This window comes from Micromonospora maris AB-18-032, from assembly GCF_000204155.1.
Lineage (GTDB): Bacteria > Actinomycetota > Actinomycetes > Mycobacteriales > Micromonosporaceae > Micromonospora > Micromonospora gifhornensis.
The window spans coordinates 1241563-1254281 of record NC_015434.1; the positions used below are offsets into that span (position 1 = coordinate 1241563).

Below are 12719 nucleotides of genomic sequence, written 5' to 3' on the forward strand. Positions count from 1 at the left end.
CGGCCGGCCGGAAAGGAGTCTGATGTCCAGCGCGAAAGCAAGAAGCAGGTCATGGGTGCAACCCGTGCCCAAGGAGGGCGCGACGGACCGTGCTGATGCCGAACACACCACCTGCGCCGGTGCGGGCATGCCACTGACCGCCCGGGTGCTGTTCGCGGTCGTCAACGCCCAGGGTGTGCTGGTTCGCGGGCTGGGAGCGGCCACCGCCAACCGCCTCGGTACCGGCATGTACCAGGTGGTGTTCGACCAGGATGTGACCGGGGCCAGTTGCGTCGGCACGGTCGGCCTGTCCGGCAGCATCGGCCTCGCCCCGACCGGACAGATCACCGTCGCCGGCCGCACCGGCATCCCGAACGCGGTCTTCGTGACCACCCACGACAGCGCCGGCGTTTCCGCCGACCGGCCGTTCCACCTGGCCGTACTCTCCTGAAACCCGGCAGGCACGCACGAGCGCGCGGCGCCGTTCGACCCGAGATCGAAACGTCGCCGCGCTCGGCCGTCTCCCGCCACCGCAGCCCGACGGCGGTACGTCAGCGGGGACCTGGCATCGCCGGAGCTTGCCGGCCGTGGTGTCGATCCCCGTTCGATGGCGTGGCAAACCCTCGATCCGTGGTCATTTCCACCATGTGCCAGTCCCGGCGTGGCGGGGCCGGTAACGGGGTATGTGCCCAGGCATGGAGCACTTCACTATCGCGACCGTCGCCGAGAAGAGCCCGGATTTCCGCCGCGTGCTGTGGACCGGGAAGAACACCCAGCTGGTGATCATGACTATCCCCGCCGGTGGTGAGATCGGCGAGGAGGTCCACGAGGGCATCGACCAGATCCTCACCTTCGTCAGCGGCACCGGTGAAGCCCGGGTCGCCGGCGAGAAGCGTGAGGTCGTGCAGGGCGACCTGGTGGTCGTACCAGCAGGCACCAAACACAACTTCGTCAACACCGGCCCGAACCCGCTGGTGCTCTACACCGTCTACGGTCCGCCGGAGCATGCCGACCAGGCGGTGCACCGGACCAAGGAGGAGGCCGACGCGGCCGAGGCTGCCGGGGACGACGAACCCCCGACGTGAGGCGTCCCGGAGACCGGGTACGCAGACCGGATGCAGCCGCCGATCTCCGATTACGGGTTCCTCTCCGACCTCCGTTCGAGTGCGTTGGTGAGCAGGGACGGATCGGTCGACTGGTGGTGCCCGCAGCGGTTCGACTCCCCGTCGGTCTTCGCGCGACTGCTCGACCCCGGCGGCGGCCACTGGCGGCTCGCACCGGCCGCCGCCGGGTCCGCCGGGCACCGGGTGCACCGGTCGTACCAGCCGGACACGCTGGTCCTGCGCACCGTGCACCGCACCCCGGAGGGCAGTGTCGCGGTCACCGACGCGCTGGCCGGTGAACCGGGGGCGCGGGCTCACGAACTCGGCATGAACTCGCCGGCGGTGCTGGTGCGCGTGGTCGAAGGGCTGTCCGGTCGGGTGCCGATGACCGTGGAGTTCCGGCCGCGACCGCAGTACAGCCTGACCGCGCCGTACCTCAAGGAACGGGCCGACGGTGCGGTGCTGGCCGGTGCCGGCCCGGTCGACCTGGTGCTGCGCTGCCACGGCCTGCGGCTGCGCGCCGATGACGACCGGGTCCGACAGAGCTTCGAGATCGCCGAGGGGCAGGTGCTCGGATTCGACCTGGCGTACGGCGCCGCCTACGGCGATCCTCCGGCGGAACTGGACCCGGTCGCCGCCGTGACCGACACCGTGCAGGCCTGGCAGGCGTTCCGCGAGCTCCACCAGTACGAGGGCCGCTACCAGGATCTGGTTCGGCGCAGTGCGACGGTGCTCACCGGCCTGACGTACGCCCGCAGCGGCGCGGTCACCGCGGCGGCGACCACCTCACTGCCGGAGGTGATCGGCGGTGACCGCAACTACGACTACCGCTTCGCCTGGTTGCGGGACTTCGCCATGACACTGCGCGCGCTGTGGGTGGCGGCCTGCCCGGCCGAGTCGTCGCGGCTGTTCGCCTGGGCGACCCGTTCGATCGGTCGCATCGGTGCCGAGCCGATCCCGGTGCTGTTCGGATTGGAAGGCGAACGCGACGTCTACGAGCACGAGTGTCCCCGCCTCGCCGGCTATGCGGGCAGCACGCCGGTACGCGTCGGCAACGATGCCTGGCAGCAACGGCAGTCGGACGTGCCCGGCGAGATCGTCTCGGCGGCGTGGCTGCTGCGTGACTACCTCGGTGACGAGTTCGACGACGAGATGCTGGAGATGGTGCTCGGTCTGACCGAGCAGGTGGCGGCCACCTGGCGGCTGCCGGACCGGGGCATCTGGGAGCCGCGCGAGAAGGAGCGGCACTTCCTGTCGTCCAAGGTGCTCTGCTGGGTGGCGCTGGACAAGGCGGTGCAACTCGGCCCGCACCTCGGGGAACGTGCCGACGTGCGGCGGTGGGCGGCCATCCGGGACGAGATCCGGGCCACGGTGCTGCGTGAGGGCTTCGACGAACGCAGCGGGGCGTACACCGGCGCCTTCGGCTCGTCGGAACTGGACGCCTCGGCGCTGTACCTGCCGGTGATGGGTTTCCTGCCGGCCGACGATCCGAGAATGCGGGCCACCATCGCGGCCGTGGAGCGGGAGTTGGGCGGCCCCGGTGGACTGATCCGCCGCTGGCAGGACGAACCCGGCGGCTTCCTGCTCTGCTCGTTCTGGCTGGTGGAGTGCCTGGCGATGGCCGGTGAGCGGGAGCGGGCGGCGTCGCTGTTCGAGCAGATCACCGGCCACGCCAACGACCTTGGGCTGCTCAGCGAACAGATCGACCTGGACAGCGGGGCGCACCTGGGCAACACGCCTCAGGCGCTGTCGCACATCGGCCTGATCAACGCCGCGTGGCGGTTGACCGAGTCGGGCGGGCAGTGAGCTGCCCTCAGCTGGGCAGCACCGGCACGTCGGAGACGTCCACCGTGTCCGGGTACTTCACGCCTGCTCCGGTGTTGAGCACCACCACCCGTTCCCCGGCCCGGATCCATCCGCCGGCCCGTAGCTTGCGGGCAGCGGTCAGGCAGGCAGCCCCCTCCGGGCAGAGCAGCAGGCCCTCCCGGGCGGCGAAGTCCCGCAGGTCGGCCAGGATCTCGGCGTCGTCGACCGCGATCGCGGTGCCGGCACTCGCCCGCAGCGCGGCCAGGATCAGCTGATCGCCCAGCGGCGCGGGCACCGTGATGCCGAACGCCACGGTGTGCGCGTCCGGCCAGGGATCGGCCCGGTCCTCCCCGGCGGCGAAGGCCCGCACGATCGGCGCGCAGCCGGTGGACTGCACCGCCACCAGGCGGGGCAGCCGGTCCTCGATCCAGCCCAGTTCGCGCAGCTCGCCGAGCGCCTTGTGGATGCCGATCAGCCCCACCCCACCGCCGGTCGGGTAGATGATCACGTCGGGCACCTGCCAGCCGAGCTGTTCGACGATCTCGTACCCCATCGTCTTCTTGCCTTCGAGGCGGTACGGCTCGCGCAGCGTGCCGGCGTCGAAGATGGTGCCGGCGGAGGCCGCGACCAGCGCGGCGATCTGCCGCCCGGCGTCGCCGATCAGCCCGTCGACCAGACGCAGGTCCGCGCCGGCGGCCACGCACTCGCGGCGGCAGATGCTCGGCGCGTCCACCGGCATGGCGATGATCGCGTCCAGCCCGGCTCGGGCCGCGTAGGTGGCCCAGGCGGCACCGGCGTTGCCGTTGGTCGGCATGGCGATCCGACGGATGCCCAGCTCGCGGGCGCGACTGACGCCCACAGCCGCGCCGCGTGCCTTGAACGAGCCGGTCGGGGTCAGCCCCTCGTCCTTGACCAGCAGTTCGTCCACGCCGATCCGGGCGCCGTACGTCGGGGCGCGCAGCATCGGCGTCCACCCCTCGCCGAGGGTGGTGACGTGGGCGGGGTCGGCCACCGGCAGCAACTCCCGGTAACGCCACAGGGTGGCCGGGCGCAACCCGAACCGCTCCGGTTGCAGCACCCCGGCGACCGTGGCCAGGTCGTAGCGGGCCAGCAGCGGCGAGCCGCAGTCGCACAGGTTCTGCGGTACGTCGGCGTCGTGTTCCCGGCCGCAGCCCGGGCATTCGAGATGGGTCAGGTACACGATGCTCCTCGCCGTCTCAGCTCGCCTCGATGCGACGCCACGCCCGGCTGCGCCGACCCGGCTCGTAGACCGAGTCCAACCGTTTCGCGATCACCCCGGGCAGGCCCTGTTCGCGGGCGGTGTGCCGGGCCTCGGCGCCGCTGCCGGGGAACCACGGCGGAGTCTGCCAGTGCGGGCCGGTCAGGGCCAGCGCTTCGAGCAGCTCCCGGCGCTGCCGGTACGGCAGGTCCGTGCTGGTCGACCCTTCCAGCCAGAGCAGGTCGACCAGGAGGTACTGGGCGTCGGTGGTGCCACGTCCGCCGCGGGCCGGCCGAACCCGCCCGGCCCGGTCGATGCGCACCAGCACACCGTCGAGTACGGCCTCGGTGGGCGCCAGTGTCTCGGCCATCGGCCGCAGCCAGGAGTACTCGCCGGTGATGTCCTCACCCGTCGCGGAGAGCAGCCGCAACCGGCCTCCCGAGACGTACGCCACCGCCCGGACGCCGTCCCAGCTCAGCTCGTACCCCCAGTTCGCCGGGTCGTTCGGCAGCCGGGTGGCGGAGGTGGTGTGCATCGGCGCGACCAGGTCGGGCATGGAGGTCCAGCCCGGCGGCGCCGGGTCGGTGCGCCGCACCATCCAGTCCCGGCCGTCCCGGCCGCCGGTGGCGAACAGCACGTACCGGCCGGCCGTCCGATCGCCGCGCAGGTCCACGACCACCTCGCGCTCCTGCCACTTCTCGCAGTGGTAGGTGCCCCGGTCGTGAATGATCATCTGTCCGCCGCCGTACTCGCCGGCCGGGATCTCACCGGCGAAGTCGAGGTACTCCATCGGGTGGTCCTCGGTGTGCACGGCAAGGTGGTTGCGGCCGGGTTCACGGGGCAGGCCGCGCGGCACCGCCCAGGAGGCGAGCACCCCGTCGTGCTCCAGCCGAAGGTCCCAGTGCAGGCTGCGCGCGTGGTGCTGCTGGATCACGAACCGCCTCCGGTCGCCGCCGGAGCGGCGGCGCCGTCGTTCCGCCGGAACCGGTTCCGGGGTACGCGTCGCGTCGCGCTTGCGCCGGTACTCCTCCAGCCGGTCAGCCACACCCGCATTCTCCGTCACGCCGGCCGGTCGTGCCCGGTTCGACCCGTCCCCACCCCGATGGGGTGCCGGTTGCCGCCTGCGATCCGGCTGGCGTCTCCGTTCCCGCGCGAGGTATGCACAATCAGGGGTAAAACGGGCAGTATGGAGCATGCTCACCAGCCCACCGCACTTCTCCCCGGCGACGTCCGGATCCCCCTGCTCGGCTTCGGCACCTGGCAGGCGACAGGCGAAACCGCCTTCAAGGCCGTCCTCGCCGCGCTCGACGCCGGCTACCGGCACATCGACACCGCCACCATGTACGGCAACGAGGAGGAGGTCGGCCGGGCCGTCCGGGAGAGTGGGCTGCGTCGAGAGGACGTCTTCCTCACCACCAAACTGCCGCCCGAGCGCGTCGGCCAGGAACGGCGGACCATCGAGGAGAGTCTGCGTGCCCTCGGCGTCGACCACGTCGACCTCTGGCTGGTGCACTGGCCGCCGAGTGAGCCGGGAGCGCTGATCCCGGTCTGGCGGGAGATGCTTGCCGCGCGCGACGAAGGGCTGGCCCGCGCGGTGGGCGTGAGCAACTTCAGCACCGGGCAGATCGACGAGCTGATCCAGGCCACCGAGGAGAACCCGGCGGTCAACCAGATCAAGTGGAGCCCGTTCCTGTACGACCGGCAGCGGCACATCGAGCACCGGGACCGTGGGGTGGTGCTGGAGGGATACAGCCCGTTCAAGACCAGCGACCTGTCCGATCCGGTGCTGGTCCGGATCGCCGCGGCGCACGACGTCTCGCCGGCCCAGGTGGTGCTGCGTTGGCACCTCGACCACGAGATCGTGGCCATCCCGAAGTCGGTGACCCCGGAGCGGATCCGGGCCAACGCGGACGTCTTCGGTTTCTCGCTGACCGCCGAGGAGATGCGCGACATCGACGCCCTCGGCACGGTCTGAACCGTGCCGGGGGCGCGGCAACCGCCGCGCCCCCGGCCGGTCTGGTCAGGAGCGCGAGCAGGCGGTGCCGTTCAGGGTGAAGCTGGTGGGGTTGGCGTACGCCCCGTTCAGGGTGCCCTGGTAGCCGAAGCTGGCCGTACCGCCGGGCGGGATCGTGCCGTTGTGGCCGACGTTGCGGGCGGTCACCGACGATCCGCTCTGGCTCACCGTGGCGTTCCAGGAGTTGGTCACCTGCTGACCGGACGGCAGCGAGTACGCCAGCGTCCAGCCGTTGATGGTGCTCGACCCGGTGTTGGTGATCTGCACGTCGGCGGTGAAACCGTTGTTCCACGAGTTGGCCGTGTACTTCACCGCGCAGGCGCCCGAACCCGACGGCGGGGGCGTGGTGGTGGGCGGCGGGTTGTTGCCGCCGCCGTTGACCGCGGCCGAGAAGTTGGTCACCGCCAGCCCGGCGCCACCCTGCCACGGCTCGAAGCCGGCCTGGATGCTGGTCAGGTACCAGGAGTTGGTGATCGCACCGCGGTTACGGGTGTCGTTGATGAAGGCCAGCAGGTTGAGGTTCGCGCTGCTGATCGCCGACGGGGCCACGTACGAGATGACGTTGTTGCCGCCGTTGTTGCCCCGCCAGACCTCCCAGTTGCGCCCGTCGATGTTGGCGTTGCCGACCGGGGAGCCGATGGGCTGGATCGAGCCCTGCCGGTTCAGCCAGATCATGATCTCCATCTGGTTCACCCCGTCCCGCTTGGGCGACGGGTCCAGCCAGATGTCGTACGAGGCGTTGTAGATGGCGTTGCTCACGTACCGGTAGTTGATGCTGCTTGTCGCGCTGCTGATCTGGCTGACCTGGATCGGCAGGTTGGTGCCGGGGGAGCAGTTCGTGTAGTGGCAGCCCAGGAAGACCGACGGGTACGCCGTCGGGGCGCCGTTTGTCGGGTTGCTGCCGTTCTGGGTGGTGATCTCAAAGCCGTTGCTGGTGACGTTGATGCACTGCTGGGCGGTGGTGCCCCACTTGTTGTTCTGCACCACGTAGCGGTTCTGGATCACGGTGCTGCCGTACTGCTCGCAGATCACCGTGTCGGCGGCGGCGGTGCCGCCGAGAGCCACGGCGACGACCGAACTCGCGGCGAGCAGGCCGGCGGCCGCGAGGGCTCGCAGGGTACGTCTCATGAGTGCTCCTTGCGCTGCGGCGTCGCAGAAACGCCGGGGACGGGAGGTGCGGACGGAAGTGGTGGGGGAACGCGGACGGGTGGTGGGGACCGGGAGCGCTCCCATCTTCATCGTCACATTTACATCCCTCGACCAATTGGCGCAACCGACGAGGGAGAATGAGGTGGAAAGTGAGGTGTGTCAGGCGTCGCCCGAGCGGTGCGTCGCCGCTGCCCCTTGGTCGGATCGGGAGGGGTCTGAAGGGCGGCGTGGCCCATCGGTGGGCGCCGGTGCTGAATCCGATTGCCTCTGGTGTGCGGCGATTGCGCCGAGTAGTGTCTTGCCTCCGACGCGTTCCGAACCCCCTCCGGGAGGCGTACACCCCCATGCGTGGCTCCCCCCTGCGCATCCTTGTCGTCGGCGCAGGCATCGCCGGTCTCTCCGTGGCCCGGGCCTTGCGCCTGGCCGGCTTCCGGCCGGATGTCACCGACAAGGCGCCATCGAACGAGCTCGACGACGGCGGTCTCTACCTTCCCGGCAACGCCGCCCGGGCGCTGCAGCGGCTGGATCTCGACGGTCCGGTCCGCCCCTTCGGTCAGGTCATCCACCGGCAACGCTTCCTCGACGCGGCCGGGCTGCCGCTCTGTGAGGTTGATCTCGACGCGCTGTGGGCCGAGGTCGGCGAGTGCCGGGCACTGTCCCGCTGCGACCTGCACCGGGTGTTGCTCAGCGGAGCCGGCGGCGCGGTCCGGCACGGCGCCGAGGTGTGCAGCATCGACCTGCTGCCCACAAGCGTCGGCGTCACCTTCGTCGACGGCACCTGGTCGGAGTACGACCTGGTGATCGGCGCGGACGGGCCACGGTCCTCGATCCGCGCTCTGGCGGCCCTCGGCGGCCCGCCCCGACCTGCCGGGCAGGTGGTGTACCGCAGCATCGTGCGCGACGGCCCGGCGGTCGACGAGTGGACTGCGCTGCTCGGGCAGCGCAGCGGCTTCCTCGTGGTGCCGATCGGCGCCGGCCGACTGCACTGCTACGCCGACGAGGCCGGCACCGAGGTGCCGGCGGACCCCCGGGCTCGGCTGGTGGAGCTGTTCGGTGACTACGGCGGGCCGGTGCCGGAGGTGCTCGACGCACTCGACCAGGTGCACGTCACGACCACCGACGAGGTCGAACTCGGGCGCTGGTACCGGGGTCGGGTGCTGCTGGTGGGTGATGCTGCCCACGCCACCGCACCGACCCTGTCCCAGGGGGCGGCGATGGCGCTGGAGGACGCGGTGGTGCTCGCCGAGTCGCTGCACGCCGCGAACAGCGTGGAGGCCGCGCTCACCGCGTACGAGAGTCGCCGCCGGCCGCGTACCCGATGGGTGCGGGACCGGACCCGCGACCGCAACCGCACCCGCGACGTGCCGCCCGCGCTGCGCGATCCGCTGCTGCGCGGACGCGGCGACCGCATCTTCGGCGAGCACTATCGGTTGCTACTGGGCCCCCTGTGATCCACGCCCGGTGACCCCACGCGGCGCTGCCACCTGCCGGGGACTATCCTCCTTGCGGATGACGGCCGCCCCGACAGCGTGCCGAGCGGGACAACCCAGAACCGGAGGCCACTCGTGACCACCGTCGCACCCAAGCCGGTCGTGACCCGGCCCTGGCCGGTCCGGGAGCCGGTCAAGGGGTCGGCCATCGCGCGGATGCTGCGGACCACGGACGCGAAGCAAATCGGGATCATGTACATGGTCACCGCGTTCGTGTTCTTCATGATCGGTGGTCTGATGGCCCTGATCATGCGGGCCGAGCTGGCCCGGCCCGGGCTGCAGTTCCTGTCGCCCGAGCAGTACAACCAGCTGTTCACCATGCACGGCACGATCATGTTGCTGTTCTTCGCGACGCCCATCGTGTTCGCGTTCGGTAACTACATCGTGCCGATCCAGATCGGCGCGCCGGACGTGTCGTTCCCGCGGTTGAACAGCTTCGCGTACTGGCTGTACCTGTTCGGCGGGACCATGGCCACCGCCGGCTTCCTCACCCCGGGCGGAGCGGCCGACTTCGGCTGGACCGCGTACACCCCGCTGAGCACCACCGAACACGCCCCGGGCGTCGGCGGGAACATGTGGGTGATGGGTCTGGCCATCTCCGGTCTGGGCACCATCCTCGGCGCGGTCAACCTGATCACCACGATCCTGACCCTGCGCGCCCCCGGCATGACCATGTTCCGGATGCCGATCTTCACCTGGAACATGCTGGTCACCAGCCTCCTGGTGATCCTGGTCTTCCCGCTGCTGGCCGCCGCGCTGTTCGCACTCGCCGCCGACCGTCTGCTCGGTGCCCAGGTCTACAGCCCGGACACCGGTGGGCCGATGCTCTGGCAGCACCTGTTCTGGTTCTTCGGGCACCCCGAGGTCTACATCATCGCGCTGCCGTTCTTCGGCATCATCAGCGAGATCATCCCGGTCTTCTCCCGCAAGCCGATCTTCGGCTACAAGGGCCTGGTCGCCGCGACCATCGCCATCGCCGGCCTGTCGATGAGCGTGTGGGCGCACCACATGTTCGCCACCGGCCAGGTGCTGCTGCCGTTCTTCAGCTTCCTGAGCTACCTGATCGCCGTGCCGACCGGTATGAAGTTCTTCAACTGGATCGGCACCATGTGGCGGGGCCAGATCAGCTTCGAGTCGCCGATGCTCTGGTCCATCGGCTTCCTGGTGACGTTCCTCTTCGGTGGTCTGACCGGCGTTCTGCTGGCCGCCCCGCCGCTGGACTTCCACCTGCACGACTCGTACTTCGTGGTGGCGCACTTCCACTACGTGCTCTTCGGCACGATCGTGTTCGCGGTCTTCGCCGGCATCTACTTCTGGTTCCCGAAGATGTTCGGCCGGATGCTCGACGAGCGCCTCGCCAAGATTCACTTCTGGCTGACCATGATCGGCTTCCACACCACGTTCCTGGTGCAGCACTGGCTGGGCAACGAGGGCATGCCCCGCCGCTACGCCGACTACCAGGCCATCGACGGCTGGACGACGCTGAACATGGTCTCCACGATCGGCGCGTTCATCACCGGTATCTCCACGCTGCCGTTCCTCTACAACTGCTGGAAGGCCTACAAGGCCGGCCCGGTGGTCGAGGTCGACGACCCGTGGGGCCACGGCAACTCGCTGGAGTGGGCGACCAGCTCCCCGCCCCCGCTGCGCAACTTCGACCGGATGCCGCGGATCCGCTCCGAGCGCCCCGCCTTCGACGCGAAGTTCCCCGAGCTGGCGGCCGGCCAGACCATCGCCGGCCCGCCCGAGGGTGGTTCCAAGCCCCTGACCAGCGAGTCCGACGGTGGCGCCAGCTACACCGAGGACGTGGCCAGCGACATCGACCGCCGCTGACCTCCGTACCCCGCAGAACGGGCGCCGCCCCCACCAGGGCGTGGCGCCCGTTCCTGTTTGCCTGCCCTCCCCCGACACCTCGCCGGACGCCCTCCCCTCCGGACGCTCGCCCTCCAGGGACCCCTGGCTCCCGCACCTCGCCACCCCGGGGACGCCTGGCTCCCGGCACCTCGCTCTCCGCACGCCTCGCCCCCAGCGCGTCAGCCCTTCCGAGTGTGGGCGTCAGGGCGGGTGGTCAGGCGGAGGTGGGGGTGAGGGGCTGCGGGGTGTTCTTGTCGGTGGTGGCGGTGGTGAGCGCGGCGGCGTCGTCGCGGCGGTGGCGTAGTTCGACGGGGAGTACGGCGAGGGTCACCAGGGTGCCGATCGCGCCGATGACGGCGAAGCCCCACAGCGGGCTGGAGGCGTCGATGACCGCCCCGGACAGTGGGGCGCCCACGGCCATGCCGAGGGTGACCGCGGAACCGTGCAGGCCCATCGCCTCGCCGCGGACGCTCGCTGGAGCGAGCCGGCTGACCGCGTCGGAGGTGGAGGCGAGGGTCGGTGCGCAGAGCACGCCGGCGGGGATCAGCGCCAGAGCGAGCAGCCACCAGTGTGAACCGCCCAACCCGACCGGGATGGTGAGCAGGCCCAGCAGGCCGATCAGCGCGACCGGTGAGAAGGAGCGGCGGGCGGCGCCGTAGGCGAAGCCGCCCACCAGCGAGGCGATTGCCCAGACCGCGAGCACCACACCGGTGAAGGCGGTGTCGTCGTTCTCCCGCAGTGCGGCGATGACCGCCACGTCGGTGCCGCCGAGGACCAGGGTGGCCGCGGCGCTCACCGCGAAGACGGCGATCATCCGGGAGGTGAGCCACTGCCGGCGGGCCAGCCTCGGCTGCGGTCCGCTGGTCGTCTCGCTTGCGCTGCGTACCGGGGGGTTGAGCAGCCACAGCACGGCACCGGAGACGACGATGCCGGCGCCGACCAGGTAGAGCGTGAGACGGGCCGAGATGGTGGTGACGCCGACCGTGGCGAGCGCCGGGCCGATCATGAAGGACAGCTCGACCGACATGGAGTCCAGCGCGTACGCCGGGCGTCGTTTCGCCACCGGCACCAGCGCGGCGATGGACTGCCGGATCACCGAGAAGATCGGCAGTGCCAGCAGGCCGGCCAGGAACGCGGCGGGCAGCAGCAGGGCGTACGAGAGCATCGGCGCGGTGGACCAGAAGATCGCCTCGGCCACCACGGTGAGGACCAGGACGGGCCGCAAGCCACGGCGGTCCACCAGCCGGCCGAGCAGCGGAGCACCGATCGCCGCGCCGACGGTGATCGCCGCGCCGACCAGCCCGGCCGCGCCGTAGCCGCGCCCCAGATCCTGTACGACGTAGAACGTCAGCGTGATCCCGGTCGCGGTCAACGGCACCCGGGCCAGGATCGCCACCAGCAGCAGCGACCGCAGACCGGGCAGGGCGAGCGCCTCCCGGTAAGGCTTCATGTTCACGTCGGTCCGTACCTCCGCCGGACATCCTCGACCGGTGGCACGACGACCGCCAACGAATTAGCGCATCATGCGGCCCTGATCACAGGGGTGCCATGCGTGGTGATCCCGGCCCCCTCGAACGCCCGCAGCGCGACGTCGAGGGTGTCCGGAGCGACGGCGGCGGTCAGGTCGAGCAGCACGGTGGTGGCGAAGCCCTCCTGCGCGGCGTCCAGGGCGGTGGCGCGTACGCAGTGGTCGGTGGCGATGCCGACCACGTCGACCGAGTCGACCTGGTGCCGGCGCAACCAGTCGGCCAGAGTCTCGCCGTCCCCGGCATGGCCCTCGAAACCGGAGTACGCGGCGGCGTACTCGCCCTTGTGAAAGATGGCCTCCACCCGGTCGGTGGCCAACTCGGGGTGGAACTCCGAACCGGGGGTGCCGACCACGCAGTGCTGTGGCCAGGTGCTCACGAAGTCCGGCGGATCGCCGAAGTGCGCGCCGGGATCGACGTGGTAATCCTTCGTCGCCACCACGTGATCCCAGCGGTGCGGCTCGCTGGCCAGCAACCGGGAGATCCCGGCGGCCACCCCCGCGCCGCCGGCGACGGCGAGTGAGCCGCCCTCGCAGAAGTCCTTCTGCACGTCAACGATGATCAGGGCGTTGGCCATGG

11 protein-coding genes are annotated in these 12719 nt (G+C 70.6%); 6 read left to right on the forward strand and 5 right to left on the reverse strand.

The genetic code is table 11. From position 1 onward, the window contains the following. Nucleotides 1-55 precede the first annotated feature (55 nt). From VAB18032_RS05725 to VAB18032_RS05735, 3 genes are all read left to right on the forward strand, one after another. Nucleotides 56-430, forward strand: coding sequence for a hypothetical protein (locus tag VAB18032_RS05725; protein ID WP_013731847.1), 375 nt, complete (start codon nt 56-58; stop codon nt 428-430). A 244-nt stretch (nt 431-674) separates the two neighbouring features. Beyond that, nucleotides 675-1064, forward strand: coding sequence for a cupin domain-containing protein (locus VAB18032_RS05730; protein ID WP_013731848.1), 390 nt, complete (start codon nt 675-677; stop codon nt 1062-1064). Nucleotides 1065-1094: 30 nt separating this feature from the next. Then, on the forward strand, nt 1095-2888 hold the full coding sequence (locus VAB18032_RS05735) for a glycoside hydrolase family 15 protein (RefSeq protein ID WP_013731849.1): 1794 nt from the start codon (nt 1095-1097) through the stop codon (nt 2886-2888). A gap of 7 nt (nt 2889-2895) precedes the next feature. Here the strand turns inward: VAB18032_RS05735 and VAB18032_RS05740 are convergent, their stop codons facing one another. Both VAB18032_RS05740 and VAB18032_RS05745 read right to left on the reverse strand, forming a co-directional pair. Continuing rightward, nucleotides 2896-4089: a threonine synthase gene (locus VAB18032_RS05740; protein ID WP_013731850.1), complete on the reverse strand. Its 1194-nt coding sequence runs from the start codon at nt 4087-4089 to the stop codon at nt 2896-2898. Between the two features lie 16 nt (nt 4090-4105). Next, the gene (locus VAB18032_RS05745; protein ID WP_013731851.1) at nt 4106-5152 is read right to left on the reverse strand and encodes a DNA polymerase ligase N-terminal domain-containing protein; all 1047 of its coding nucleotides are present in this window, start codon (nt 5150-5152) and stop codon (nt 4106-4108) included. 141 nt (nt 5153-5293) lie between these two features. Here VAB18032_RS05745 and VAB18032_RS05750 point away from each other — a divergent pair, with 141 nt between their 5' ends. After that, nucleotides 5294-6082 carry an aldo/keto reductase gene (locus VAB18032_RS05750; RefSeq protein WP_013731852.1) on the forward strand — a complete coding sequence of 263 codons (789 nt, stop codon included), beginning with the start codon at nt 5294-5296 and terminating at the stop codon, nt 6080-6082. Nucleotides 6083-6127: 45 nt separating this feature from the next. Here the strand turns inward: VAB18032_RS05750 and VAB18032_RS05755 are convergent, their stop codons facing one another. Beyond that, nucleotides 6128-7249, reverse strand: coding sequence for a glycoside hydrolase family 12 protein (locus VAB18032_RS05755; RefSeq protein WP_013731853.1), 1122 nt, complete (start codon nt 7247-7249; stop codon nt 6128-6130). Between the two features lie 365 nt (nt 7250-7614). Between VAB18032_RS05755 and VAB18032_RS05760 the strand changes: the two genes are divergently transcribed. Both VAB18032_RS05760 and ctaD read left to right on the forward strand, forming a co-directional pair. After that, complete coding sequence (locus VAB18032_RS05760; protein ID WP_013731854.1) at nt 7615-8721, forward strand: FAD-dependent monooxygenase; 1107 nt, start codon at nt 7615-7617, stop codon at nt 8719-8721. Nucleotides 8722-8835: 114 nt separating this feature from the next. Continuing rightward, the gene (gene ctaD / locus VAB18032_RS05765) at nt 8836-10593 is read left to right on the forward strand and encodes an aa3-type cytochrome oxidase subunit I (protein ID WP_013731855.1); all 1758 of its coding nucleotides are present in this window, start codon (nt 8836-8838) and stop codon (nt 10591-10593) included. Nucleotides 10594-10828: 235 nt separating this feature from the next. On the opposite strand, the gene VAB18032_RS05770 is transcribed toward ctaD, so the two are convergent. Together VAB18032_RS05770 and VAB18032_RS05775 are read right to left on the reverse strand one after the other, a co-directional pair. Further along, nucleotides 10829-12064 (reverse strand): MFS transporter, encoded by a 1236-nt coding sequence (locus VAB18032_RS05770; protein WP_013731856.1) that lies wholly within the window; start codon nt 12062-12064, stop codon nt 10829-10831. 71 nt (nt 12065-12135) lie between these two features. Further along, the gene (locus VAB18032_RS05775) at nt 12136-12717 is read right to left on the reverse strand and encodes an isochorismatase family protein (RefSeq protein WP_013731857.1); all 582 of its coding nucleotides are present in this window, start codon (nt 12715-12717) and stop codon (nt 12136-12138) included. Nucleotides 12718-12719 lie beyond the last annotated feature (2 nt).